Consider the following 26,763-nt stretch of genomic DNA (forward strand, 5'->3'; position numbering starts at 1 on the left):
AAGAAGAGGATGAGGAAATGAGCGAATCCGGCGAGGTCAGAACACTGAGCGCAGACACGAGGATTCTGCACGTGCTCGCCGAAACCTCGGGGCCGGTCGTCGAAGTGGCGAAGCTCGCCGTGCTCGGTCATCTCAAGGCCGGGTACAAGGTCGCCGTCGCCGCCCACCGGTCACTGCTCGGCACGTTCGGAGTCCCCGAGGAACTGTCCGGCGAATTCCGAGAGATCGAACTCGCGGCACGCCGACGCTTCACGATGGCAGACCCGAACACCGCCTTCACTCTTCACAAGTACTACCAGCACGTCGACGTCGTCCACGCGCACGGACTGCACGCGGCCACCCTTGCCGGGCTCGCCTTCACCGGACTGCCCGCCCGCCTGCACCCGAAGGTCGTCGCCACGATCGAATCCTTCGACTCCGCGAACGTCATCGAGAAGACCGGGGCCGAAATCGTCGGCCGCACGGCCACCGCAGTGCTCGGCACCACCGAACCCGTCGTCGACTACTTCGGCGGGAAGGTGCCGATCGTCGAACGCGCCGAACTCGTCCACCCCGACATCGACGTCGACCTCACGGTGCGCACCCCACGCGCCGAGGTCCGCAGCGAACTCGGCATCGGCGAGGGCACCTGGATGATCGCCAGCCCCATCGCCCTGCGCGACCACACGGCACTGGCGACCGTCCTCGACGCCGCCGACCAGATCAACCAGCGCCGCCCCGACCGCAAGGTCGTCACGGTGCTCACCGGCACCGGCAAGGATCGGTCGACGATCGCGCGGGAGTTCTCCGACCGCGGCGTCATCGTCGCACCGGCCGGCGACCTCGTCGATGTGGCCGCCGCGGCTGACCTCGTCATCGCCAGCGAGACGATGACCGGGCTTTCGCATGAGGACCTCATGCAGCTGTCGAAGCCCGCCGTCTTCATCGGCAGCGAACGCCGCGCCGGCATCTGGGGTGAGGCCGCGAAGGGTGTGGCCGCCGACGACACGGACGGACTGCTGAGTGAGATCAATCATCTTCTCGACGACCCGGCCGGACGCGGCACCTCCGCGGTGGCCGCGAAGAAGCGGGTCATCGACGTCAACAACGGGGCCGCGATCTCGACGACCCTGCTCGATCTCTACGCGGAAGCCGAATCGGCCTCGGATTCGTCGGCCGGACTTTGATAGAATCAAATCCCGTGGTGAATCGAACTGGCCCAGGCGGCACACATACGGCAAAGCACATCTTCGTCACGGGAGGCGTCGCCTCTTCGTTGGGCAAGGGACTGACGGCCTCGAGCCTCGGGCACCTGCTCACCCAGCGCGGCCTCACGGTCGCCATGCAGAAGCTGGATCCCTACCTCAATGTGGATCCCGGCACGATGAATCCCTTCCAACACGGTGAGGTCTTCGTCACCGAGGACGGCGCCGAGACCGACCTCGACATCGGCCACTACGAGCGCTTCCTCGACAACGACCTCGACGGAGCCGCGAACGTCACGACCGGTCAGGTCTACTCCTCGGTCATCGCGAAGGAACGCCGCGGTGCCTACCTCGGCGACACCGTGCAGGTCATCCCGCACATCACCGATGAGATCAAGGCGCGGATGCGTACGCAGGCCGAACGCCCCGAGGCGGACCGTCCCGACGTCATCATCACCGAGATCGGCGGCACCGTCGGCGACATCGAATCCCAGCCCTTCCTCGAGGCGGCCCGCCAGGTCCGCCACGACATCGGCCGGGACAATGTGTTCTTCATCCACGTCTCCCTCGTGCCCTACCTCGGGCCCTCCGGAGAGCTGAAGACGAAGCCGACCCAGCACTCGGTGGCCACACTGCGCTCGATCGGCATCCAGCCCGATGCGATCGTGTTGCGCTCCGACCGCGAACTGCCGGACTCGATCCGGTCGAAGATCGCCGGCGCCTGCGACGTCGAGACCGACGCCGTCGTCTCCTGCGTCGACGCCCCGAGCATCTACGACATCCCGAAGGTCCTCCACGACGGCGGCCTCGACGTGTTCGTCATCCGCTCCCTCAACCTGCCCTTCCGCGACGTCGACTGGACGAAGTGGGACCGGGTGCTCGAACGCGTGCACAACCCGTCCCGCGAGGTCACGATCGGCATCGTCGGCAAATACATCGACCTGCCCGATGCCTACCTGTCGGTGACCGAGGCACTGCGTCACGGCGGCTTCGCCAACGACGCGAAGGTCAAGGTCCGCTGGATCCAGTCCGATGAGTGCGACACTCCCGCCGGTGCGGAGAAGGCCCTGGCCGGTCTCGACGCGATCTGCGTGCCCGGCGGCTTCGGCATCCGCGGCATCGAGGGCAAGCTCGGCGCCCTCGAATACACCCGCACCCACAACATCCCGACCCTCGGCCTGTGCCTGGGCCTGCAGTGCATGGTCATCGAGTATGCACGCAACGTCGCCGGCATCGCGGACGCCTCGTCCTCCGAGTTCGACCCGGAGACGACCGTCCCGGTGATCGCGACCATGGCCGAGCAGCTCTCCATCGTCGAAGGCGAAGGCGACCTCGGCGGCACCATGCGCTTGGGCACCTACGAGGCGAAGCTGACCGAAGGCAGCGTCGTCGCCGGAGTCTACGGCGATACGACGATCAGCGAACGCCACCGCCACCGCTACGAGGTCAACAACGCCTACCGCGATGAGCTCGCCGAGGCGGGGCTGTCCTTCTCCGGCACCTCGCCCAATGGTGAGCTCGTCGAGTTCGTCGAACTGGACCAGGAGACGCACCCGTTCTACGTCTCGACGCAGGCTCACCCCGAGCTGAAGTCGCGTCCGACCTCACCGCACCCGTTGTTCGCGGGGCTCGTCGCCGCCGCGCTCAAGCGTCAGTGACACCTGAGTTCAGGGGCCGATGACCAGTGCTCACGGACCGATGACCACCTGATGCGGCGAATGCCGTCGGCCGATGCGCCGGCGGCATTCGCCGATTCACCACCGACTGCTTGGAGGCAGCAGATGAGCGAACTGCACGACGAACCGTACGACCCGAGAATCACCTCATCCGAGGTCGCCTACCACGGTGCCGTCTGGGACATCCGACGCGAGACCTTCGATCTGCCCGAAGCCCCCGGACTCGTCCGCGACCTCATGGCCCACACCGGTGCCGTCGGCGTGGCCGTCGTCGACGATCAACAGCGGATCCTGCTCGTCCAGCAGTACCGGCACCCGGTGCGGGCGCGCCTGTGGGAGGTCCCGGCCGGCCTCCTCGACGTCCCCGGTGAGGACCCGTGGGACGCAGCCAAACGCGAACTCGTCGAGGAGGCCGACCTCACGGCCGATCGCTGGGAGGTCCTCAGCGACTCCTGCCTGACTCCCGGCGGCAGCAGCGAGACGATGCGCCTCTACCTCGCCCGCGGCCTGCACGAGGTGCCCGAAGCCGACCGGCATCAGCGCAGCGAAGAGGAAGCCGGATTCCGCTTCCGCTGGGTGAGCATCGACGAGGCCCTCGACGCCGTCGTCGAGGGGCGGGTGACGAATGCGATCGCACAGCTGGCGATCCTCCAGGTCTCCCGGATCCTCCGCGCCGAGGCGGCCGGGACTCCCGTGCAGCTGCGCGCTGTCGACTCGCCCAGGCGCCTCGTCGACGGCCGCCCCGACTTCGGCCGCGGAGCCGAGGTCGACACGACCGGGCCGGCTGCGGACGGAGCGGACGCGAACGCGGCGGCGCCAGGGGATGCAGTCGCCGGGCCGGCCCGTCTCGGCGAGGACTGATACCGCGTGGCTCGGCACGGGGCCGAACTGCTGCCGGCTGATCAGCCCGAAGGGCTGCGCCGCAGATTCGAGTCGTACCTGAACTCCCTGCGCTTCGAACGGGGCCTGTCGCGGAACTCCATCGACGCCTACGCCCGGGACCTCGCCCGGTACGGAACCTGGCTGACCGAGGAGGGGATCGGCAGCCTCGGCGAGGTGGAACGGGCCACGGTCGAAGGCTACGCACTGCATCTGCTCGATTCGGGACTCGCACCGCGGAGTCGAGCGCGTGCGCTGGTGGCGGTGCGGCGATTCCACACTTTCGCCGCCTCAGAGAACCTCACGCCCACGGATCCGGCCTCCGAGGTCAGCCCGCCGCAGGAGGGCCTGCGGCTGCCCAAAGCGCTCGGCCTCGATGACATCGAGGCGATTCTGGCGACCACTGCAGGGGAGGAGCCGGCACAGATCAGGGCCGCAGCCCTCCTCGAACTCCTCTACGCCACGGGTGCCCGGATCTCCGAGGCGGTCGGGGTCGACCTCGACGACGTCGATCTCGACTCCGGGCTCGTCCGCCTCTACGGCAAGGGCGGGAAGGAGAGGATCGTGCCCTTCGGCTCGCACGCGGCCCGCGCCTTGGGTGCCTGGGTGTCCCGGGTGCGGCCGTCGATGGCGGCGAAGGCGAAGTCGTCCGCGCCTGCGGGTGCGCTGTTCCTCAATGCGCGCGGAACCCGACTCTCCCGGGTCTCGGCGTGGCAGATCGTCAAGGACGCGGCCGAAGCGGCGAAGATCGGGGCCGAGGTCTCCCCGCACACATTCAGACATTCGTTCGCCACGCATCTGCTCGAGGGCGGGGCGGACATCCGCGTCGTCCAGGAGCTGCTCGGGCACGCCTCGGTGACGACGACGCAGATCTATACGAAGGTCTCCGAGGAGACACTGCGGGAAGTGTACGCGACCTCGCACCCCCGGGCGCGGTAGGGTTGGATCAAGAGCAACGAAAGGTGGCCGTCCGAGTGATGAATACGCAAGAGGCGTTGGACATTCCCCAGCAGAGGACCGCGGGGCAGCCGCAGGATTTCCCGGAGCCGGCCCCGCTGGATTCGCATGGGCCCGCCCGCATCATCGCCATGGTCAACCAGAAGGGCGGCGTCGGGAAGACGACGTCGTCGATCAACCTCGGCGCGTCCCTGGCCGCGTACGGCCGGAAGATGCTGCTCGTCGACTTCGACCCGCAGGGTGCACTGTCGGTGGGACTCGGACTCAACCCGTATGACGTCGACATCAGCGTGTACAACCTGCTGATGAACCCGCGTCTCGATCCGCATGAGGTCATCGTCGAAACGGACTTCGAGGACATCGACATCCTGCCGGCGAACATCGACCTCTCTGCCGCCGAGGTGCAGCTCGTCGGCGAGGTCGCCCGCGAACAGGTGCTCGCCCGGGCGCTGCAGAAGGTCGCCGACGAATACGACGTCATCCTCATCGACTGCCAGCCCTCGCTCGGGCTGCTCACCGTCAACGCGCTCACCGCCGCCCACGGGGTGGTCATTCCGCTCGAGACGGAGTTCTTCGCGCTGCGCGGCGTCGCCCTGCTCGTCGAGACGATCGAGAAGGTCCAGGACCGGCTCAATCCCTCGCTCGAGATCGACGGGATCCTCGCGACGATGTTCGACTCGCGCACCCTGCACTCGAAAGAGGTGATGTCGCGGGTCACCGAGGCCTTCGGCGACAAGGTCTTCGAAACCGTCATCAACCGCACCGTGAAGTTCCCCGACGCCTCCGTGGCCGCCGAACCGATCACGAGCTTCGCACCCAAACACGCGGGCTCCGAGGCGTACCGGCGCCTGGCCCGGGAACTCATCGCCCGCGGAGGCGCACCCTGAGCGACGTCGTCACAACTGGGAGCCAGGTCGTCACTCCAGGGAGTGAGGCGGCCGTCGACGGTGAGGACACAGCCGAGACTCACGCCCAGGGCTTCCAGGTCGAACTCGAGAACTTCACCGGACCGTTCGACCTCCTCCTCGGGCTGATCTCGAAGCGGCGCCTCGACGTCACGGAGATCGCCTTGGCCGAGGTCACCGACGAATTCCTCGCCTACACCACCGAACTCAAGGACCGGGCGAACCTCGCGGAGATCTCGCAGTTCCTCCTCGTCGCCGCGACCCTGCTCGACCTCAAGGTCGCCAGGCTCCTGCCGCATGAAGAGGGCGAAGAGGTCCTCGACCTCGAACTGCTCGAGGCCCGCGACCTCCTCTTCGCCCGCCTGCTTCAGTACAAGGCGTACAAGTCAGTGTCCGGATACCTCGCCGAGGCGATGGCCGCAGGGTCGATCCGGGCCCCTCGTGACGTCGGACTCGAAGCCGAGTTCCAGGACGTGCTGCCACCACTCGAGCTCAACATCGGCCCGGGGGAGCTGGCCGGGATCTTCGCGACAGTGCTCCAGCGCGACCACACCCCGCCGAGCGTCGCCGTCGACCACATCCACCTGCCGCTGGTCAGCGTGTCCGAACAGCGCGGACACATCCTCGGCCTGCTGCGCGCCGGCGAGGTCGACTTCAAGGATCTGCTGGAGACGTCCGAGAACACCCTGGTCGTCGTCGCCCGCTTCCTCGCCCTGCTCGAACTGTTCAAGGTCGGTCTCTGCGACTTCGACCAGCCCGAACCTCTGGGGCGCCTGCTCATCCACCGCACCGAGATGAGCGAGGACGGCGTCGACCTGCGCACCGAGGGCGACTGGAGCGGCGACGAGGATGAGATTGGGGTAAGTGACACCGACGACGAGGGAGAACACGCATGATCGACGACGAGGTCCTCGCCGGCATCGAAGCCGTGCTCATGATCATCGACTCAGCGGTCACCACCGATGAGCTCGCAACCTCCCTCGGCCTCGACGAGGACACCGTCCTCGAAGCCATCGCCGCGCTCAAGGCCGACTACGACGGGGATGAAACCCACCGGCAGCGCGGCTTCGAGATCCGCCACGTCGCCGGCGGCTTCCGCATCTTCTCACGCGGGGACTACCACGAGGTGGTCAAGGACTTCCTCACCTCAGGACAGAGCGCGAAGCTCTCCCAAGCCGCCCTCGAAACTCTGGCCGTCATCGCCTACCGGCAGCCGATCTCACGCCCGCGGATCGCCGCGATCCGCGGAGTCAGCGTCGACGGCGTCATTCGTACCCTGCTGCTGCGCGGACTCATCGTCGAAGCCGGGAAGGAAGCGTCCACCTCGGCGCTGCTCTATGCGACCACGCCACAGTTCCTCGACACGATGGGCATGAACTCGATCGACGACCTGCCCGACATCGCCCCCTACCTGCCCGAAGATGCCGACGTCGCCGAGCTCGGCGCCGAGGACACCGAAGTGCTCGCCGAGATCGACGGGGACCTGGACGAGGACGACGATCTTCCGGCCATTCCGCACGCGCAGGCCACCGGCGCAGCGGAGGACACCGGGGACGATCTCGCCGATGAGCGCACAGAGATGTCACGAGTCGACGTTTGATTTGAGACAATGGTCCTATGAGTCCCTACCGTGATCCTCGTGCGCCCGGCGGGCGCCAGAACCGACCGAGCCGAAAACAGCGCGCATCGACCTCTTCGAAGGCCCCCAACCGGGGTGGCTCCGGTTCAGGTCAGGCGTCGGACGCCCATGTCAGCGGGGGTGTGCGGCTGCAGAAGGTGCTCGCCGAGGCGGGCCTGGGCTCGCGTCGTGCCTGCGAGCAGCTCATCACCGACGGGCGGGTCGAGGTCGACGGGTCGATCGTGACCGAACTGGGCACTCGGATCGACCCCGAGACGCAGTCCGTGTACGTCGATACGGTGAGAATTTCGACACAGACCAAGAAGGTCTACCTCGTGCTCAACAAGCCCGCCGGAGTCGTCTCGACCATGAGCGACCCCGAGGGCCGTCCCAGCCTGGCCGACTACGTGCGCAACAACACCGAGCGCCTCTTCCACGTCGGTCGCCTCGACACCGACACCGAGGGCCTCATCCTGTTGACCAACGACGGCGAGCTGAGCAACCGGCTGGCCCACCCGCGCTACGAGATCCCGAAGACCTACCTTGCGAAGGTCAAGGGTCAGTTGGCCAAGGACGCCGGCGCCGTCCTCAAGGCCGGACTCGACCTCGAGGACGGCTTCGTCAAGGTCGACGACTTCAAACTCGTCGATTCGACCCCGGGCCACTCCGTCGTCGAACTCACCCTGCACTCCGGGCGCAACCGGATCGTGCGGCGTCTGCTCGAGGAGATCGGGCACCCCGTCGAACGCCTCGTGCGCCTGCGCTTCGGACCGATCGTCCTCGACGAACAGAAGCAGGGCAAGATCCGCCCACTGCGCTCCGACGAGGTCGGCTCCCTCTTCGAGGCCGTCGGCCTGTGAGAGTCCACATCATCGGCACCGGCCTGCTCGGTGCCAGCCTGGGGTTGGCGCTGAGCGCGAAGGGCAACCAGGTGACCCTCGAAGACGCCTCACCCACCGCCCAGCAGCTCGCCGCCGACCTCGGTGCCGGGCAGGTCGTTCGCTCACGTTCGAGTGCCGACGGCGGCGATTCCGAAGGACAGTCACCAGCGACTGCCGCCGACCCGGACATCGTGGTCGTCGCGACTCCGCCCGATGTCGCCGCGGAGGTCATCGCCCGGTCCCTCGAGACCTACCCGAGAGCCACCGTCACGGACGTCGCCAGCGTCAAGACCCGCCTGCTGGAATCCGTGAAGTCCCTGGTCACCGGTGAACAGCTCGATCGGTACATCGGCAGCCATCCGATGGCCGGGCGGGAGAAGTCCGGGGCGATCGCCGCTCAGGCGGATCTGTTCACGGCCCGACCCTGGGTGATCTGCTCTGACGAGGACACACCGTCCGACCGCCTCGGCGAGGTCATCACCATGGCCGAGGACACGGGCGCCTCGGTGCTCCACCTCGATCCGCGCATCCACGATGCCGCGGTCGCGAAGGTCTCGCACGTGCCGCAGGTCGTGTCCTCCCTCGTGGCCTCCCAGCTGCGCCACGCTCCGCTCGAGGAGATCGCCCTGGCCGGGCAGGGACTGCGCGACGTCACTCGCATCGCCGCCTCCGACCCGGGTCTGTGGACGCAGATCCTCACCGGCAACGCCGACGAGGTGCGGTCCGTGCTCATGGATCTGCGCACCGAACTCGACGACGTCATCGCCGCCCTCGAACTCGGGCCGGGGTCGACGGGCCTGCTGGCGAAGGCGATCGCGCTGGGCAATGAAGGCCACGACCGGATTCCCGGCAAGCACGGGCAGCCGCCCACCACCTATGCTGTTGTCACGATCCTGGTTCCGGACACACCCGGAATGCTGGCCCGGCTGTTCAAGGACATCGGCGACCTCGGCGTCAATGTCGAAGACTTCCGGATGGATCACGCCTCCGGCCGGAAGCTCGGCATGGTCGATGTGTCCGTGGTCCCGGCCATCCAACAGGAGCTGGAGATCGGTTTGTTGTCGAAGGGATGGCAGATCCCTGAATCCGCCATTGAGAGAGAAGGAACTGCATGAGCGTCGTAGCCATTGACGGACCGTCCGGAGTGGGCAAGTCGAGCACCGCCAAGGAGGTGGCGCGTCGGCTGGGCTACCAGTACCTCGACACAGGTGCGATGTACCGTGCGATGGCGTGGCTGTGCCTCAACCGCGGGGTCACCGATCCCGTCGACGTGCTCGAGCAGGTCCGCGGCGCCGATCTCGAGATCTCGCTGAGCCCCGACGAGTTCTTCGTCTCCGTCGACGACATCGACGTCACCGAGGACATCCGCGGTCAGGACGTGTCGGCGAACGTGCAGACGGTCTCCGGCGTCGTCGACGCCCGCGAGGAGCTCATCGAGAAGCAGCGCGACTACATCAGGGCCGCACCCGAGGGCATCGTCGTCGAGGGCCGTGACATCACCACCGTCGTCGCCCCCGATGCGCCGGTGCGCATCCTCATGACCGCCCGCGACGAGGTGCGGGTGGCCCGCCGGGCCAAAGAGGTGCACGGCAATGCCGACGCCGAGGCGATCGCCGCCACCGAAGACCTCGTCACCGGCCGTGACGCCAAGGACTCCGTCACGACGAGCTTCTTGGAAGCCGCCGACGGAGTGTACACACTCGATACCAGCGACATCGACTTCGACCAGGTGGTCGAGACGGTGCTGCAGCTGGTGAAGGACGCACAATGAGCGAATCCGAATTCCACGAGACACCCGACGAGGACCTCGTCGACCGTGTCGAGAGCATCAGCGACGAAGAGGCCGAGCAGCGGGCGACCGCGCTCGAGGCCGGACTCGAGAGCTATGAGCTCGAAGACGAGGACCGGGCGCTGCTGCGCGCCCACGGCTTCGACGACCAAGACGAGGAGGAGTTCGGAGCCGCCCCCGTGCTCGCCATCGTCGGTCGACCCAACGTCGGCAAGTCGACGCTGGTCAACAGGGTGCTCGGTCGCCGTGAGGCCGTCGTCGAGGACGTTCCCGGAGTCACCCGCGACCGGGTGAGCTACCGGGCGGAATGGAACACGAAGGAGTTCACCCTCGTCGACACCGGCGGTTGGGATCAGGACTCGAAGGGAATGGCCTCGCGGATCGCGATCCAGTCCGAGATCGCCGTGGACATGGCCGATGCCGTCGTCCTCGTCGTCGACGCCACGACGGGTCCGACCTCGACCGATGAGATGGTCGTGAAGATGCTGCGGCGGAAGAAGAAGCCGGTCATCCTCGCCGCGAACAAGGTCGACGACGAACGCGGTGAGCTCATGGCCGCCGAACTCTGGGGCCTGGGCCTGGGGCAGCCGTGGACGGTGTCCGCGCTGCACGGTCGCGGGGTCGCCGACCTCCTCGACGAAGTGCTCACCGTGCTGCCCGAGGTCTCGGCCGTCGACACCCGCGTCGAAGAAGGCGGGCCGCGCCGAGTGGCACTCGTCGGTCGCCCGAACGTCGGGAAGTCCTCCCTGCTCAACCAGCTCATCGGCACCGAACGTGTGCTCGTGGACAATGTCGCCGGCACCACCCGCGACCCCGTCGACGAACTCATCGAGCTCGGCGGGAAGCAGTGGCGATTCGTCGACACCGCCGGAATCCGCCGTCGCGCCCATCAGGCCAGCGGCGCCGACTTCTATGCGGCGCTGCGGACGCAGACCGCACTCGAACGCGCCGAGGTGGCCATCGTCCTCCTCGAAGTGCAGGAGCCGCTGAGCGAGCAGGACGTCCGGATCGTCACCACGGCCGTCGAGGCCGGGCGAGCGATCGTGCTTGCGTTCAACAAATGGGATCTCCTCGACGACGAACGCCGGTACTACCTCGAGCGGGAGATCGAACGGGACCTGGGCCATGTCGCGTGGGCGCCGCGCGTGAACATCTCGGCGAAGACCGGTCGGCACGCGGAGAAGCTCGTGCCCGCGATGGAGACAGCCCTGGACGGCTGGGACACCCGGATTCCGACGGGACGGCTCAATGCGTTCCTCGGCGAGTTGGTCGCGGCCAACCCGCACCCCGTGCGCGGGGGAAAGCAGCCGCGCATCCTCTTCGGCACGCAGGCGCAGTCGCGTCCGCCGAAGTTCGTGCTCTTCACAACCGGGTTCCTCGACCCCGGATACCGCCGTTTCATCACTCGTCGTCTGCGTGAGACCTTCGGGTTCAAGGGCACCCCGATCGAGGTGTCGATGCGCATCCGCGAGAAGCGGCGGCGGCGCTGAATGAACGAGGACGAGCAGGCGAACGGCGCGAAGGAGTGGTCGCAGGGATCGGCCGAGCAGCCGCAGAGCACTGAACCGCACGTGAGCGGCGCGGCCGATGCCGATCGTCGGGCAGCCTCGGCGACGGGTGAACCCGGCTCAGCTGGGACCGCAGTCGATGCCGATCGTCGGGCAGCCTCGGCGACGGGTGAACCCGGCTCAGCTGGGACCGCAGTCGATACGGATCGTCGGGCAGCCTCCGCGACGGGGGACTCCGAGTCGACCGGACGCGAACCCGACGTGGCGCCGTGGTACACGCGCACACCGGCACGCGCTCTGATGATCGCCGTGACGATGGCGGGGCTGGCCTATGCGCTGATGTTCTTCCGCGGGCTCCAGGACATCGTGGCACCGGTGTTCCTCGCGCTGAACTTCTACATCGTCGTCTACCCGGTGCAGCGGATCCTCACCCGGTTCAAGGTCCCACGCGCGATCGGCGCGTGCATCTCGGTCATCCTCGTGCTGTGCATGATCATCGCGTTCTTCGGCCTCACCGCATGGTCCGTCGCCGAACTCGTCATCCTCATCCCCAGCTACAGCAACGAACTCGTCAACACCTACCAGAGCACCCTGGCACTGCTCTCGGACATCGGGGTGACGTCCTCGGTCATCCAACAGCAGCTCTCAGCCTTCGACGTCCGCTCCGTCCTCGACGCGATCTACCCGCTGCTGACGAATCTGTCATCGGTCGCGGGCCTGCTGACCACTGTCATCATGGCCGTGTTCTTCGTGGCGATGGACTCGATGGGCATCGACCGGCGGATGGGGATGCTGCTGCGGGTCAAACCCTCGCTGTCGGCCTCGATCGGCAACTTCGCCGTGGGCGTGCGCCGCTACTGGGTGGTAGCGACGATCTTCGGCCTCATCGTCGCGTTCCTCGACGTCATCGCGCTGGCCATCATCGACGTGCCGCTGATCTGGGTGTGGGGCGTGCTCGCGTTCCTGACGAACTACATTCCGAACATCGGCTTCGTCATCGGCCTCGTCCCGCCGGCGCTGCTGGCGCTGGTCGACAGCGGCTGGCAGTCGGCACTGTGGGTTGTCATCGCCTACAGTGTGCTCAACTTCGTCATCCAGGCGATCATCCAGCCGAAGTTCACCGGCGAATCGGTGGGCGTAACCCCGTTGATCTCGTTCCTCTCGCTGCTGTTCTGGGTGTGGATCCTCGGCTGGCTCGGCGCTCTGCTGGCGCTGCCGGCGACCCTGCTGCTCAAAGCGCTGCTCGTCGATGCCGACCCGCGGTCGAGATGGGTCAACATCCTGCTCGCCTCGGACCCGGATACCGGGAGACCGGACGACCCAGATTCTGGTTCTGACATGGGAAGAAACTCGGCTGCCCTCTCGCCCCCGCGCGTATGAGTAGATAGCATGAAGTATGGTGACACTACTGAATATCCATCCGGAGAACCCACAGAACCGACTGATCGAGCAGGCCGCCGAGACCTTGAGAGGCGGAGGGCTGATCGCCTATCCCACGGACTCCTGCTATGCGCTCGGCTGCGCGCTCGAGAACAAGGACGGAATCGAACGGATCACCCGCATCCGCCAGCTCGGCTCGAAGCACCACTTCACACTGATGTGCCATGACTTCGCGCAGCTGGGACAGTTCGTCATCGTCGACAATTCGGACTTCCGTGCCATCAAATCGATGACGCCCGGACCGTATACGTTCATCATGAAGGCCACGAAAGAGGTGCCGCGGCGGATGATGCACCCGAAGAAGCATTCGGTCGGTGCCCGCATTCCGCAGAACGTCACCGCGCTGGCGCTCGTCGAGGCGATGGGGGAGCCGATCCTCTCCTCGACCCTGCTGCTGCCCGGCGATGAGGACCCGCTCACTCACGCCGAGGACGTCATGGACCAGCTCGGCAACGACCTCGATATCGTCATCGAGTCCGGTGTCCCCGGAGTCGTGCCGACCTCCGTCATCGACTTCACCGGCCGCTTCCCCGAGGTGGCCCGCGTCGGCGCCGGCGACGTCTCCCGCTTCGCCGAGGAGTGAGCTCGGGGTCCCTGCTGGGACCGTCATCACTACGCGAGGGACGCACCCCTCGCCGAGGTGGCCCCGCCTCGGCGAGGGGTGACCGTCCGTTTGTCGCGAGCCGAGGCAGGCAGCCTGGATCGGCCGTGACGAAGCAGCACCGCCTCGACTGCGGAGCACCGCCTCGGCGACCTTGGTTCGACACGACCAACCCGCACGTTCACGGATCGGTTCGGGCTGTCCGGTTCGAGCGGTCGTTCCGTCACAGTCCGAGGTAGGCTGCCTGCACCTCGGGATTGTCGAGCAGGTTGGCGGCCTCGTCTGCCAAGACGATCCGACCTTCGGCAATGACATAGCCGCGGTGGGCGATCGCCAACGACGCCTTGGCATTCTGCTCGCTGAGCAGGACCCCGATACCCTTGTCATTGATCTGTGCCACGGAGGCGAGGACCTGATCGACGACGATCGGAGCCAGACCCATCGACGGTTCGTCGAGGATGAGCAGACTCGGATCCGACATCAGGGCACGGCCGATGGCCACCATCTGCTGCTGCCCGCCGGAGAGCGATCCGGCCGGCTGCTTCGCCTTCTCTGCCAGGATCGGAAACAGGTCGAGCACCTCGGTGAAGATCTCCTCCGTTCGCGCCTTGTCCCGGTGTGGGTACGAACCCAGGCGCAGGTTCTTCTCCACGGACATCTTCCCGAACAGGTGCCGCCCCTCCGGACAATGGGCGATCCCGGCCTTGACGATCGCATTCGGCCGCGACCGGTTGAGCTTGCGACCTTCGTATTCCACCGAACCGGCACGGATCGGCATGAGCCCGCTGATCGTCTTGAACAGAGTGGTCTTGCCCGAACCGTTCGCGCCGAGGATGACGGTGAGCTCCCCTGGCCGCGCGGTGATGCTCACGTCGTGGAGAACATCGATGGCGTCATATCCGGTACTGACATTGTCGAGGGTGAGCATCACTTCTTCTCCTCTGCGGTCGAGCCGAGGTAGGCACGGATGACGTCCGGATTCGACTGGATCTCCGCCGGCGTTCCCAACGCGAGCTTCTGCCCGTGGTCGAGCACGAGGATGGTGTCCGCGAGCCCCATGATCATGCTCATCTTGTGCTCGACGAGGAGCACGGACACACCGCGCTTCGGCAGGGAGCGGATGAGATTGCCGAAATCGGTCGTCTCCTCCTCAGGGATGCCGCCGGCAGGTTCGTCGAGGAGCAGCAGCTCTGGTTCGGTGGCCAGAGCCATCGCGACCGCCGTCCGCTTCTGCACCTCCTGGGGAACGTTGGACGCCAGATCGTGACGGTGGGTATCGATCTCGCAGAATTCCAGCGCCTCCATCGCCTTGTCCTTATTGATGCGTGACTCCCGGCGGTGGCGCGGGGTGTGGAAGACGGCGTCGAAGATCGTCGACTTCGACCGCACGATCCGACCGGCCAGGACGTTCTCGAGAAGGGTGCTGTCATCGAAGAGATGGGTGGTCTGGAATGTCCGAGCAATGCCGTCGGCGACCGCGTGGTGAGGGGAGGAGTTCGTGATGTCGTCGCCCTTGAACGTGACCGACCCGGACGTGGGCCGATAATAGCCGTGGATGAGGTTGAACAACGTCGACTTGCCCGCCCCGTTGGGGCCGATGACCGCGGTGATCCGGCCTTCCTCCACGTCGAGGCTGACGTCCTTGACCGCGTCGAGTCCACCGAACCGTTTGCCGAGGTCGCGTATCTCCAACAGTGTCATTTCGTCTCCTCGGGATCGATACCGCTTGTGACGGTGCCGCTCTTGGCGGTGTCGTACTCAGGGGAGGCTCCATCCGCAGTGCGACGAGCCTCGGCGATCTTCTGCTTCCGACTGCGTCGGTCGACGATTCCGCCGAGGTAGCCGATGATCCCGCGCGGAGCGAAGATGACGAGGGCGACGATGATCGGGCCCAGGACGATGAATCGATACGCCTGGAAATCCTGGAAGAGTTCGAACAGGAAGGTCACGATCATGCTTCCCAGAAGCGGCCCGGCCACTGTCCCCATGCCGCCGACGAGGATGAACATGAGGAACTCGAAGGTTTTGTCGATGGAAGCGGAATCGGGGCCGATGAACCCGACGACCGTCGCGTAGAGTCCACCGCCGATCCCACCGAGCACCGCCGACGCCGCAAACGCGAGCTGTTTGCTGAAGCCGACCCGGACGCCGATCGCATCGGCCAGATCCTCACTGGTGCGGATGGTCAGCAGCGTGCGGCCGACGCTGGAGCGGCGAATCGCGTGAGTGACGTAGATGCAGATGAGCAGGATGACGAAGACCAGGTAGAACATGGCGACGGGGGATTCGAAGTCGATGATCCCGCCGCCTTCGGGGAATTTCACATTGTTGACTCCCGAATGGGCGTGGGTGACCGATTCCCACCGGCTGATGACCAAGAAGATGATGAACCCGATCGCCATGGTGAAGATCGCGAAGTATTCGTCCTTCGTGCGCAGTGCGATCAGCCCGCAGAGGTAGCCGACGGCTGCGGTGCCGATGATCGTGACGATGAACGCCGACCAGAACGACCAGTCGAAGTCGGTCGTCAGCAGTCCCACGCCGTAGGCACCGATTCCGAAGAAACCGCCTTGGGCCAGGGACAGCTGTCCGGTGAATCCGAGGATGATGTTGAGTCCGTAGACGGCGATGGCCGCACACATCCCGACAGTGACGACACGCATCGCGTAGTTCTGTTCGGCGAAGAAGATCGGAGCTGCGGCGAGGACGATCACGACGGCGAGCATGCCGAGGAGTCGGGGATTCTTCAGCGCATTCATCGTTGCACCGCCTTCGTGAACAGGCCCGTGGGTTTGATCGCGAGGACCGCGACGAGCACGATGAAGGCGACCGCCTCTCCCACACCGGACGAGATGTATGTCGCGGTCATCGTCTCGGCAATGGCCAAGGCGAATCCTCCGACGATGGCCCCGGGCAGCGATCCGAGCCCGCCGAGGATGATGATCGCGAACACCTTGAGGTTGAGAGCATCGCCCATCGTCGGCGAGAGGAGGTTGATCGGTGCGACCAGGCCGGCGGCGATCGTCGCGAGGAGCGCGGAGAGACCGAGCGTCAGCATCGACACCATGGAGGGGTTGATCCCCACCAGTGAGGCGCCGACGCGATCCTGCTCGATGGCTTCGATCGTCTGTCCGTGGATGGAGCGTTTGATGAACCAGGCGAGCAGGGCGAGCACGATGACCGCGACGACGATGATGACGATGCGCTGGGCGGAGATCTCCGCGCCGAGGATGCGCAGCTCGCCCGTGATGGGCGTGTCCATACGGCGGAAGTCGGCTCCCCAGATCGCCTGAGCCAGAGCCTGGAAGAAGAACATCGCCCCGACCGCCGCGATCATGTGGTGGGTGTGAGGTGAGTTCCGCAGCGGATGGAACACCAGCCGCTCGAGTCCGACGCCAACGACGAAGAGCATGATCGCGGCGATGCCGATGGCGGCGATATAGGGGACGCCGATGGTCGTGAGGAAGAAGTAGGTGAGGTAGGCGCCGAGCATGTACAGCGCACCGTGAGCCAGATTCGGAATGCGCAGCACACCGAAGACCAAGGTCAGACCGATGGCGGCGAGACAGTACACGCCGCCCAACGCGAGACCGTTGAAGAGCTGTTGGATGAAGAGAGTCATGAAGTCGAGTCCTCTGGAGACAGGTGGACGGCACGGGCAGGGTGCGCTCGGCACAGGCAGGGTGCGCTCGGCACAGGCGCTCGCCATCAGCGGTCGGCATGAGCGGTCGGCACCCTGCCCTTATGTGTGCCGGGGCGTCACTTGGCGTCGGACACCTGGTCGATGGGCACCTTCGTGTACTCGCCGTCATCGTCGAGGTAGGTTGCTTCGAGGTTCGGATTGAGCAGATGGCCCTGGTCGGTGATCTCGTCGGGGAAGCCGTTGACCTTGTACTTGTCATCTACTTCGGGCAGGGCGTCGGAGATGGAGGCTCGGATCTTCTCCGGATCGTCGGTGGATCCCGAAACTTCCATGGCCTTAGTGATGATCGCAATACCCTGGTAGTTCAGAGCCGTTTCGCTGGTCGGGACCTTCTTGTCTCCGGCCTTGTCTGCGAACTTGTCGATGAAGTCCTTGGTACCCGGATCCTCATACTCCGAGACGGGCAGCACGCCGACCGAATTCGTGAGATTGTCGATCTTCGCCACCGTCGCCATCTCATCGAGCTTCGCCTGGTCCATGACGAGGAAGCTTCCTTCGAAGCCCTGCTTGCGGGCCTCTTCCATGATCAGTGCGGTCGGCTGGGAGGGACCGCCGACGAAGATAGCGTCGGGTTTGTCGGCCAGCGCCTTGGAGACCGGTCCAGCGAAGTCGGAGACAGTGGCGTAGTCGACGCTGTTGTCGCCGCCGACCGAACCTCCGGCTTCCTTCCACGCATCCGTGATCGATTTCGTCCACTGCTGGCCGTATTCGCTCTGCGTTCCCAGCAGTGCGAGCTTCTTCCCGCCGTGTTTCATCCCAGTCTCGGTGAACTCGGAGGCATAGGACTCGAAGTTCGGCGGGATCATCATCGTCAGCGGATTGTCCGACTGCACGATCGCCGGATCGGAGGTGTAGGCGGAGATGAGGAAGTTCGAGCGTCCGCTGTTGATCTGCTGAATCGCTTTGATCGCACCGGCATTGGGGGAGACGACGACCGGGGCTTTGTCCTGATCCGCCAGACGTTGCGCATTGCTTGCCGCAGTCGAGGGAGCGTACTTGTCGTCGAGGGACTTCAGCTCGAGGGTGACCGGTTTGCCGTCCACCTCGACGCCGTCATCGTTGAGGTCGTCGACGGCCATCTCAAGACCGATCTTCACATTCTCGCCATAGGCAGCGCCGCCGCCGCTGAGCGGTCCGGTGTAGCCGATGACGACGGTGTCTCCTCCATCGCCGGAGCCTCCGCCGCCGCACGCAGCGATCGTGAAAACGAGGGTGCCGATCGCCGCCGAGGACAGAAGCCTTCGACTACGGGTTCGCGGGACAGAGTTCATCTTTTCTCCTTTGAAAAGCTCCTGGAGCGAGTCCGCTCCGCACAGTGCCCGAGGTGTCTTCGGTGACCGTTCTCGGAGTCGCCGTCGTGACATGATCAACAGCGACTGACTTGAACCTTTCCAAATCCGATTTGCTAAGTCAATGGTTTTTCAACAGATTTTTGAACGTTCGATAATCTGCTCTGATCAGCTGTCTCTCTGACGTGAATGACGAGGTCGGGGCCTATAGCGACGCGTCTGCTCACTTCTGTGTTCGGCGCTCGCCGGATGGTCTGAGGGGATCTGACCACGCCTTGAGCAATCAATCGTTCAGTGCGCAGAATGGGCTAGAGTGGTGGCAGTTGCGCAAGAGAGCTCGGTCACACCGGCAGCGAAGGAATCGCTGAAGGCGACCGACCGTGCGAGGCGAAACAGTCACCGAAGACCACCATCGTGAGGAGCACGAATATGACTCGGACAGCAATCGTCACCGGCGGAGGACGCGGCATCGGGGCTGCCATCGCCAAGCGCCTCGGCGCCGACGGACTCAAGGTCGCCGTTCTCGACATGGGCCCGACCGACGACACCGTGGCCGCGATCAAAGCCGACGGGGGCGAAGCGATCGGTCTCGAGGCCGATGTGTCAAACGAAGAATCGGTCAATGCTGCGGTCAAGGAGGTCGCCGATACCCTGGGTGCTCCTACCGTGTTGGTCAACAACGCAGGGATCCTGCGTGACAACCTCCTGTTCAAGATGACCTACGAGGAGTTCAACAAGGTCCTCTCCGTCCACCTCGGCGGGGCATTCCTCATGGCCAAGGCCGTCCAGTCGTACATGGTCGAGGAGAAGTTCGGGCGCATCATCTCGATGTCCTCGACCTCGGCGCTCGGCAATCGCGGACAGACGAACTACTCGGCAGCGAAGGCCGGTATCCAGGGCATCACGAAGACCTGGGCGATCGAACTCGGCAAGTTCGGCATCACGGCCAATGCGATCGCCCCCGGCTTCATCGAGACCGACATGACCAAGGCGACGGCAGAGCGCGTGGGAATGGGCTTCGACGACTTCGTCGCGGCCGCCGCCAAGGAGATCCCGGTCGCCCGGTCGGGCAAGCCCGAGGACATCGCGCACACTGCGTCCTTCCTCGCCTCGGAAGGCGCCGGATTCGTCTCCGGCCAAGTCATCTACGTCGCCGGCGGCCCGCGCGACTGACCTGGGCAGACTCCCCACGAGACTGACCCAGGCTGGCGGCTCACGGGACTGACCCAGGCTGGCGCCCGCGGGACTCACCCAGGCTGGTGGCCCTCGGGGTTGACCCGTCAGATGCCCTGTCGGGCTGATCTAGACGAAATCAGAGCACGGCGCCCGCACTGAGGGCGTGGTGCAGACAATCAGGACGCGTTGTTCGACTTCATTGAAAGGTTTGACCCATGAGGGAAGCAGTAATCGTTTCGACGGCACGCACGCCGATCGGCAAGGCCTACAGGGGTGCGTTCAACGACACCCAGGCCCAGGAACTGGCGGGGCATGCGGTCAAGCATGCGGTCTCCCGGGCGGGTCTCGATGACGGTGAAGTCGAGGACGTCATCCTCGGCGCCGCTCTGCAGCAGGGCAGCCAGGGAACGAACGTGGCCAGGCAGGCCGCCCTGCGTGCCGGACTCCCGGTGACGGTCCCCGGTATGTCGATCGACCGGCAGTGCTCCTCGGGGCTGATGGCCATCGCGACGGCCGCGAAGCAGATCCTCGTCGACGGTCAGGAGATCGCGGTCGGCGGCGGGGTTGAGTCGGTCTCGCTGGTGCAGAACGACAAGATGAACAATTTCCGGGCCAAGGATCCGTGGCTCGAAGAGAACGTTCCCGGGATCTACTATCCGATGTTGGCCACCGCCGAGGTGGTGGCGGAGCGCTACGGCGTCAGCCGGGAAGCGCAGGACGAATATTCGCTGAGCTCACAGCAGCGCACCGCTGCCGCTCAGGAGGCCGGTCGATTCGACGACGAGATCGTGCCCCTGCCGACGACGAAGGTCGTCGTCGACAAGGAGACGAAGGAGACGTCGAAGCAGGATGTGGTCCTCGAAGCCGATGAGGGCAACCGCCCCTCGACCACGCTGGAGAGCCTGGCCGGGCTGAACCCGGTCCTCGACCCCGGTGTGGCATCGAAGGTTCCGTCGATCACCGCCGGCAATGCGTCGCAGCTCTCCGACGGCGCTTCGGCTTCGGTGCTGATGTCGAGCGAGGAGGCCAGTCGTCGCGGTCTCGAACCGATGGGCATCTACCGGGGAATGGCGGTTGCCGGCTGCGCGCCGGACGAGATGGGCATCGGGCCGGTCTTCGCCATTCCGAAGCTGCTGAAGACTCATGGTCTGTCGATCGACGATATCGGACTGTGGGAACTCAACGAAGCGTTCGCCGTGCAGGCCCTGTACTGCCGCGATCGTCTCGGGATCGATCCCGAGAAGTACAACGTCGACGGCGGCGGCATCTCGGTGGGCCACCCCTACGGCATGACCGGTGCTCGTCTGGTCGGGCATGCACTGATCGAAGGTCGTCGTCGCGGCGTGAAGTACGTGGTCGTGACGATGTGCATCGGGGGCGGTCAGGGCGCTGCAGGTCTCTTCGAGGTCTGCTGAGTCCGAGGGGCTGGTCCGGCCAGTCCCCGCGCTCGGTTCAGAACGGCGGGGGCTCGCCGGAGTCCCAGAACCAGTCGCGGAGTTCGGTAGAGTCCGTGTGCGAATCGGACGCGTCGACGTAGGCCGCGAAAGGGTCGGAGGGAGCCTCGCGCCACCCCGGCTGTCCCTCCGCGGCGGCAGGCTCGGGACACTCCCGTGCCTGCCGCCGCTGGCCGCGGGCAGGGGTCTCTTCGGTCGACGGCGTGTCGTCCGTCGGGAGCTCTGACGCGACCGGGCGGTTTGCCCGTGGCATGGCACTGCCGAAACGCTCGAGGAACAGGCGCGCGTGCTCGACGTTGAGCGGGTTGTCCGGAGCAATGACTTCGACGGTGACTCCACGGCGAAACACGTACTCGAGGTGACCGGGCTCAGTCATCCGGACGTCGAACTTCTTCGCGGTCTTGAGGCTGTGGTGCAGCTTGCACAGACAATGGATGTTGCCGAAACGAGTCAGTCCTCCCCGGTTCGGGTCGGCGTGGTCGAACGGGTCGATGTGGTCAACTTCCGAGGTTTCGGCGGGCAGGGTGCAGCCGGGGAACGTGCAGGTCACGTACTGTGCAACGAGCGTTTTGCGCACGTTGTTGGGAATGGCGTACGTCTTTGCCTTGGCGTCGATCGGCGTCCCGGTCGCAGGGTCGGTGAGCAGGCGCGTCCACGTGGTGGAGTAGCCCGCGACCCTGCGCGCCATGTCGGCCGGGATCGGTGAACCGTCTGGAAGCATGCCGGCTAGATCGCACACTTCTTCTGACGACAGCTGTTTCGCCGCTGGCGTCGCTGCGTCTGTGTTTGGAGTCAGTGTTGTGGCCGGTGGTGTTGGTGTGGTGGTCGTTGGTGATTCTGGGGGCGTCGGTGGACCGCCGTGGTGGGGCGGTGGGTCTGTGGTGTCCGCGAACGCGGTCGCTGTCGGACGCTCTTCTGCTTCGCCCGCCGGTGCAGGTGCCTGGCTGCCCTCGCCATCCACACGGTTCGTGAACTGGCTGAGCAGGGTGAGCATGGGCACGGTGATGAACGTGCTCGCTTGGTTCGCCAACCAGTACTCGCTGGTGGGCATGTCGAGGAGGAACTCGAAGCTGATTCGGTGACCGCCCTCGTTGCGGATGGTGTTTCCGAACGCATCGACTGCGCCGTCAGCGGCCGCCTCGGTTCCCTCGGCGGCAGGGCGAGCCCCGCTCGCACGCGATCCGATCAGCGACGAGAGCGCGTCGTTGATGTCGGTGCGATTGACGCTGTTCTGCGCTCCGAAGTCGGTGGTGGTCATTGCGTTCCTGGCGCCGGCGTTTGTCGGGTGGCCGGTGGCCTCGTGGCTCGTGTTGCTGCTGAGGATAGCTTCGAGGATCTGTGACTCGAAGGTGCGGTCGGCCGGAGTTGTCGTTCCTGCGGACGCCGCTGCTGAGCCGATCGTCTCGGCGACATCGGCTTCGGTCCCGGTTCCGGTCTCATCCTCAGGGCCGGCCCCAGGCGCAGTGTCAAGCTCAGGGCCGACAAAGGCCTCAGCTCCAGCTTCAGTCTCATTCGAGACAGACTTCTCCCCTGAAGCCTCGGCGTACCCGGTCTCGTGAAGGTCGTCGAAGACGCGTTCAATGTAGTCGAGCAGTGACTCGCCTTCGTGCATGGGGACTCCGTCGGGCCCGGCGAACAGCCCGTCGAGTGGGAAGTCGGTGCTCGTCGACGCGCCGTCGGCGTCATTGGTGCTGATGATGCGCAGCTTCATCTGCGGCCTCGTACGAGTGAGGATGTCGAACATCAGTGCCGAGATGGACTGGTCCTCGTCGAAGCAGTCCCCGGACTTGAGCTGATCGGAGAACGCGCTGGTGTTGCTCTTGTACACGGCCCGAGCGAACGCATCGAGCCTGCGGAAGCACGCCTGAAGCTCCGGTGCGGGACCGGTCAGGGTGAGGTGTGCAGTGCCGTCGTCGCCGGTGGTGAGGTCGACCCGACGGCGCAGAGCAACGTTCTTGAGCGTATCTTCGGGAGCTTGGGTCGCGGCGATCTTGAACGCGAGCGAGCGCTTGAAGGTCTCGATCGTGATGTCTGCGCGCCTCTGAGCGAGGAACCTATCAATGGTCGGCAGGTTCTCGAAGTGGAGGTCACGGCAGGCACGCGTCACGCAGTCGACGTGCTCGATGGTGAAGTCACCGTCGAGACAGCGACGCAGGAACTTCGGCAGCCCGTGAGCGAACGTCATCGACGCGGTCATGTGCCGCAGGGCATTGCTCGTCGTGGCTCCGAGCAGGCTCGAATACACTCCGGCCTCGGTCGGTTCGAGGTTGCCGCGCAGCCAGGTGAAGAACGTCTGAGTCGGTTCGTAACCTGGGAAATCGGGCAGGGGAGCCGGATTGGAGAGGATCTCTTCGGCCCGCTCAGCGGCGCGACGAAGGAGGCGGCCCGCTGCACGGTTCTTCTTCTGACCCTTGCCTTTAGCGAACGTCGTGCCGGTCTCGGCCTCGACCTGCGTCTTGGCCTCTGCCCATGCCGCTGCCTCAGCAGCAGTGAGGGCCGCGAGCGACGTGGGCGGGAATCGGTCGGAGGTCGCTTCTGTGGCGGACGCGTCGTCAGACCCGGCGGCCGAATCGGCGCGTTCAGCCGCTGCCAGACCGTCGGCGCCTGCGACACCGCTGGAACCTGCGCCGTCCGCTTCGCTGCTGCCGGCCTCATCGGGTTCCTTCGCGTCGGCGGACGCATCGTTTCCGGTCTCCCGGTGGCGGGCAACGGTCTCGGTGAACGACGCGAACTCGTAGACGTCATCGAGCTGCGCGCCGGTGAGCCCGAGGACGTAGGCGACATCCTGAACGACGACCTTGCTGGTGGCGACGAGCGAGTTGACCTGGGCGATGCTGCTCTCTGCGTAGGCGTGGAGCAGGTCGACGAGTTCATAGTCTTCGGCGACTTCGAGCCGGCGACCGTGTGCGCGACGATGCTCGGACAGCGTCGCCAAGTCCGCGTCGGCCGGGGGAGCCGACGGCAGGTTCGATGCCGAGCTGCTGCTGTCGCCGATGTTCTTCATCGGTACTTCCCCCTCTCCACGTCGGTGTGGAAGTCGGCCATCTGAATCGGTGCCTATCTCAATGATAGGAGCGCTGTATCGCAATTAACATCACAATACGATTACAAATAGAACAGCAGATAAAATCCGGTCGCTCAAATCTCTTCTACGAACTTTCCGCCTGTCCATGATCGATTTGTTCCTCAACCGTATCGATCGCCACTGACACGAGATCGGCGCGTGATCCACCACCAATTCGGCGCGCGCTCCACCGCTCGCCCGCTGCTGACCCCACCGCCCGCCCCATCACACTCCCCACCAGGCACGCCGTCGGGCACGTTGCCGAGCACGCAGCCAGTCGTGTCCGCCCGGTTCGTTAGAATCGGGGTGTGGCAGCGATCGACAAAGACATTCTCCGTTTGGCACTTCCGGCCCTCGGAGCACTGATCGCCGAACCCGTTTTCCTGCTCACCGACACGGCCATGGTCGGCCACCTCGGCGCGCATGCCCTGGGATCGCTCGCGATCGCATCGACGATCCTGCAGACGGTGCTGGGGCTGATGATCTTCCTCGCCTACGCCACGACCCCACGGGTTGCGAAACGCATTGGATCCGGCGACCGGGCGGGTGCGATCACGGCCGGATTCGACGGGATCTGGCTCGCGCTGGGCACCTCGTTGCTGCTCATCATCATCGGCCTGCCCCTGCTCAACACTGCGATCTCGGCCTTCGACCCGGGGCCGGGGATCACCGAGGGTGCACACGCCTACCTGGCGATCTCGTGGTGGGGGCTGCCGTTCATGCTCATGGTCGTCGCCGCCACCGGGCTGCTGCGCGGCCTCCAGGACACGAAGACGCCGCTGATCGTCGCCGCCGTCGGATGTGTGGCGAACATCGGACTCAACGCGATCTTCATCTACGGGCTCGACATGGGCGTGGCCGGATCCGCGATGGGAACCGTCATCGCCCAGGCCGGCATGTGCGCGGTCTACCTCACCATCTCCGTGCGAGCCGCAAAGAGACTGCATGCCAGCGTCCGCCCCGACTGGTCGGGAGTGTTCACCTCGGCGAAGACCTCGGGGTGGCTGCTCGTGCGCAACGCCTCACTGCGTGCGGCGCTCATCATCCTCGTGTTCATCGCGACCTCACTGGGCACGACCGATCTTGCCGCGATCCAGGTCGCACAGAGCCTGTTCTTTGCGCTCGCTCTCGCCTTGGATTCCCTGGCCATCGCAGGTCAGGCGATGATCGGACTCGAACTGGGCGCGCGGAACATCGACGCCGTGGCCGCGCTCAACCGACGTCTGTGCCTGTGGGGGATCGTCTTCGGCATCGTCGTCGGCATCGTCCTGTTCGCCGGGTCCAGAACCATCCCGCGTGCCTTCGCCTCCGAGCCCGAGGTCATCGATGCGCTCAGCACACTCCTGCCGGTGCTCGCGCTGAGCATGCCGATCGCCGGCTACGTCTTCGTCCTCGACGGGGTCCTGATGGGAGCCGAGGACGCCCGCTACCTCGCTCTGGCACAATTGGTCGCTGTGGTCGGGTACGCGATCCTGCTCATCCCGATCGTCTCGATCTGGCCGGGAGCACCGGGGCTCTGGGCCGGTTTCTGCATCGGATTCGTCGGATTCCGAGCGCTGACCCTGGGCTGGCGAGTCCGCAACCGGGCGTGGATCGATCGCGCCGTCGAGAAAGGAATCTCATGAACGCTGAGCCGAATCACGGTGCACCTGAAGCGTCGGAGGCTGATGACTCCCGCGCCGAGGCGGGGGCCGGGGCCGCGGATTCCGCGTCCTCCCTGCGCGGACGGATCCGTCCTCTGCCGGCCGAGACCGATGACGAGATCTTTCTGCCGTTCCTCGACCTGTGCTTCAACTGGTCGATGGACAGACCGCGCATCGAGATCGACGAGCTCCGCAACCGCAGTGACGCCGCCTTCTACTATCGCGACTGGGGGCGGGACGGCGACATCGCGGTGGCCGCCCATGCTGAGGCCGATTCCGAATCGCCGATCGTCGGGCTGGCCTGGGTGCGGCTGGCCGACATCGCCGACGTCGTGGGCAAGGCCGATGATCGTGTCGGCGGCGACTTCGCCGCAGCATTGGGCAAGACCGGCGCCGAGGTGGTCCGCAGCGAGGTTGTTCCCGACCGGGAATCCGGTGGTGGGAAGCCCGCCGACAGTGAGGCCGGTGGCGGGGAAACCGGTGACGGGAAGCTTGTCGACGGGGAATCCGGTGACGGGAAGCTTGTCGACGGGGAATCCGGTGACGGGGAGCCCGTCGACGGGGAATCCGGTGACGGGGAGCCCGTCGACGGGGAATCCGGTGACGGGGAGCCCGTCGACGGGAACAAGCGCGATGACCAGTCCGCCGATCACGAATCGACCGCGAACCTGTCGTCGACCGCGAACCTGGCCACGTCTGAAGACGGTGCGCCGTTCACCGGTTACGGGTGGGTCGCCGCGGACATCCCCGAACTCTCGATCGCGGTGCTGCCTGATCATCAGGGGCAGGGCATCGGCGGGGCGCTCGTCGACACCGTGTGCGCACTCGCGCGAATGAGCGGCTTCCCGGCCGTGAGCCTGTCCGTGTCGGACGGCAACGGGGCAGCGAAGCTCTACACCGACCACGGCTTCGTCTCTGTGGGACGCAGCGGGGACTCCGACGTCCTCGTCCGCCGCCTCGGCTGAGCTGAACACCCCGGTTCGGGAACCCACCGCG

23 protein-coding genes are annotated in these 26,763 nt (G+C 65.6%); 17 read left to right on the forward strand and 6 right to left on the reverse strand.

Annotation, left to right across the window (positions count from 1 at the left end; translation table 11 throughout):
- Window positions 1–17: 17 nt before the first annotated feature.
- From HK401_RS03390 to HK401_RS03450, 13 genes are all read left to right on the forward strand, one after another.
- Window positions 18–1,166 carry a glycosyltransferase family protein gene (locus HK401_RS03390; RefSeq protein ID WP_181273296.1) on the forward strand — a complete coding sequence of 383 codons (1,149 nt, stop codon included), beginning with the start codon at window positions 18–20 and terminating at the stop codon, window positions 1,164–1,166.
- Window positions 1,163–2,842 carry a CTP synthase gene (gene pyrG / locus HK401_RS03395; protein ID WP_219921710.1) on the forward strand — a complete coding sequence of 560 codons (1,680 nt, stop codon included), beginning with the start codon at window positions 1,163–1,165 and terminating at the stop codon, window positions 2,840–2,842. The genes HK401_RS03390 and pyrG overlap by 4 nt, the downstream gene beginning before the upstream one ends.
- A 123-nt stretch (window positions 2,843–2,965) precedes the next feature.
- The gene (locus HK401_RS03400) at window positions 2,966–3,721 is read left to right on the forward strand and encodes an NUDIX domain-containing protein (RefSeq protein WP_181273298.1); all 756 of its coding nucleotides are present in this window, start codon (window positions 2,966–2,968) and stop codon (window positions 3,719–3,721) included.
- Window positions 3,722–3,727: 6 nt separating this feature from the next.
- Complete coding sequence (gene xerD / locus HK401_RS03405; RefSeq protein WP_181273299.1) at window positions 3,728–4,678, forward strand: site-specific tyrosine recombinase XerD; 951 nt, start codon at window positions 3,728–3,730, stop codon at window positions 4,676–4,678.
- A 38-nt stretch (window positions 4,679–4,716) separates the two neighbouring features.
- The gene (locus HK401_RS03410; RefSeq protein WP_181273300.1) at window positions 4,717–5,583 is read left to right on the forward strand and encodes a ParA family protein; all 867 of its coding nucleotides are present in this window, start codon (window positions 4,717–4,719) and stop codon (window positions 5,581–5,583) included.
- Between the two features lie 146 nt (window positions 5,584–5,729).
- Window positions 5,730–6,497, forward strand: a complete 768-nt coding sequence (locus HK401_RS03415) for a segregation and condensation protein A (protein WP_309135921.1) — start codon at window positions 5,730–5,732, stop codon at window positions 6,495–6,497.
- On the forward strand, window positions 6,494–7,201 hold the full coding sequence (gene scpB / locus HK401_RS03420) for an SMC-Scp complex subunit ScpB (RefSeq protein WP_181273301.1): 708 nt from the start codon (window positions 6,494–6,496) through the stop codon (window positions 7,199–7,201). Before HK401_RS03415 ends, scpB begins: the two co-directional genes overlap by 4 nt.
- 17 nt (window positions 7,202–7,218) lie before the next feature.
- Complete coding sequence (locus HK401_RS03425) at window positions 7,219–8,079, forward strand: pseudouridine synthase (protein WP_181273302.1); 861 nt, start codon at window positions 7,219–7,221, stop codon at window positions 8,077–8,079.
- Window positions 8,076–9,215, forward strand: coding sequence for a prephenate dehydrogenase (locus HK401_RS03430; RefSeq protein WP_181273303.1), 1,140 nt, complete (start codon window positions 8,076–8,078; stop codon window positions 9,213–9,215). Before HK401_RS03425 ends, HK401_RS03430 begins: the two co-directional genes overlap by 4 nt.
- Window positions 9,212–9,871 (forward strand): (d)CMP kinase, encoded by a 660-nt coding sequence (cmk, locus tag HK401_RS03435; protein WP_181273304.1) that lies wholly within the window; start codon window positions 9,212–9,214, stop codon window positions 9,869–9,871. Before HK401_RS03430 ends, cmk begins: the two co-directional genes overlap by 4 nt.
- On the forward strand, window positions 9,868–11,379 hold the full coding sequence (gene der, locus HK401_RS03440; RefSeq protein ID WP_181273305.1) for a ribosome biogenesis GTPase Der: 1,512 nt from the start codon (window positions 9,868–9,870) through the stop codon (window positions 11,377–11,379). Before cmk ends, der begins: the two co-directional genes overlap by 4 nt.
- Window positions 11,380–12,777 carry an AI-2E family transporter gene (locus tag HK401_RS03445; RefSeq protein ID WP_258233987.1) on the forward strand — a complete coding sequence of 466 codons (1,398 nt, stop codon included), beginning with the start codon at window positions 11,380–11,382 and terminating at the stop codon, window positions 12,775–12,777.
- A 16-nt stretch (window positions 12,778–12,793) separates the two neighbouring features.
- Complete coding sequence (locus HK401_RS03450; protein ID WP_181273306.1) at window positions 12,794–13,420, forward strand: L-threonylcarbamoyladenylate synthase; 627 nt, start codon at window positions 12,794–12,796, stop codon at window positions 13,418–13,420.
- Between the two features lie 241 nt (window positions 13,421–13,661).
- Here the strand turns inward: HK401_RS03450 and HK401_RS03455 are convergent, their stop codons facing one another.
- The 5 genes from HK401_RS03455 to HK401_RS03475 form a co-directional block, all read right to left on the reverse strand.
- Window positions 13,662–14,366, reverse strand: a complete 705-nt coding sequence (locus tag HK401_RS03455; RefSeq protein ID WP_181273830.1) for an ABC transporter ATP-binding protein — start codon at window positions 14,364–14,366, stop codon at window positions 13,662–13,664.
- Window positions 14,366–15,139, reverse strand: coding sequence for an ABC transporter ATP-binding protein (locus tag HK401_RS03460; RefSeq protein ID WP_181273307.1), 774 nt, complete (start codon window positions 15,137–15,139; stop codon window positions 14,366–14,368). Before HK401_RS03460 ends, HK401_RS03455 begins: the two co-directional genes overlap by 1 nt.
- The gene (locus tag HK401_RS03465) at window positions 15,136–16,197 is read right to left on the reverse strand and encodes a branched-chain amino acid ABC transporter permease (protein WP_181273308.1); all 1,062 of its coding nucleotides are present in this window, start codon (window positions 16,195–16,197) and stop codon (window positions 15,136–15,138) included. Before HK401_RS03465 ends, HK401_RS03460 begins: the two co-directional genes overlap by 4 nt.
- A complete protein-coding gene (locus HK401_RS03470; protein ID WP_181273309.1) occupies window positions 16,194–17,060 on the reverse strand; it encodes a branched-chain amino acid ABC transporter permease in 867 nt (288 codons plus the stop codon). Before HK401_RS03470 ends, HK401_RS03465 begins: the two co-directional genes overlap by 4 nt.
- Window positions 17,061–17,197: 137 nt before the next feature.
- Entirely contained in the window at window positions 17,198–18,412 is a 1,215-nt protein-coding gene (locus HK401_RS03475) for an ABC transporter substrate-binding protein (RefSeq protein ID WP_181273310.1), read from the reverse strand.
- Between the two features lie 447 nt (window positions 18,413–18,859).
- Between HK401_RS03475 and HK401_RS03480 the strand changes: the two genes are divergently transcribed.
- Window positions 18,860–19,603 (forward strand): SDR family oxidoreductase, encoded by a 744-nt coding sequence (locus HK401_RS03480; RefSeq protein ID WP_181273311.1) that lies wholly within the window; start codon window positions 18,860–18,862, stop codon window positions 19,601–19,603.
- A 218-nt stretch (window positions 19,604–19,821) separates the two neighbouring features.
- Window positions 19,822–21,021 carry an acetyl-CoA C-acyltransferase gene (locus HK401_RS03485; protein ID WP_181273312.1) on the forward strand — a complete coding sequence of 400 codons (1,200 nt, stop codon included), beginning with the start codon at window positions 19,822–19,824 and terminating at the stop codon, window positions 21,019–21,021.
- A gap of 37 nt (window positions 21,022–21,058) precedes the next feature.
- Here HK401_RS03485 and HK401_RS03490 read toward each other — a convergent pair whose 3' ends face one another.
- Window positions 21,059–24,064 (reverse strand): HNH endonuclease signature motif containing protein, encoded by a 3,006-nt coding sequence (locus HK401_RS03490; protein ID WP_181273313.1) that lies wholly within the window; start codon window positions 24,062–24,064, stop codon window positions 21,059–21,061.
- A 368-nt stretch (window positions 24,065–24,432) separates the two neighbouring features.
- Here HK401_RS03490 and HK401_RS03495 point away from each other — a divergent pair, with 368 nt between their 5' ends.
- The gene (locus HK401_RS03495; protein ID WP_181273314.1) at window positions 24,433–25,749 is read left to right on the forward strand and encodes an MATE family efflux transporter; all 1,317 of its coding nucleotides are present in this window, start codon (window positions 24,433–24,435) and stop codon (window positions 25,747–25,749) included.
- Window positions 25,746–26,732, forward strand: coding sequence for a GNAT family N-acetyltransferase (locus HK401_RS03500; RefSeq protein WP_181273315.1), 987 nt, complete (start codon window positions 25,746–25,748; stop codon window positions 26,730–26,732). The genes HK401_RS03495 and HK401_RS03500 overlap by 4 nt, the downstream gene beginning before the upstream one ends.
- Window positions 26,733–26,763: the final 31 nt, after the last annotated feature.

It is taken from the genome of Brevibacterium oceani (genome assembly GCF_013623835.1).
GTDB lineage: Bacteria > Actinomycetota > Actinomycetes > Actinomycetales > Brevibacteriaceae > Brevibacterium > Brevibacterium oceani.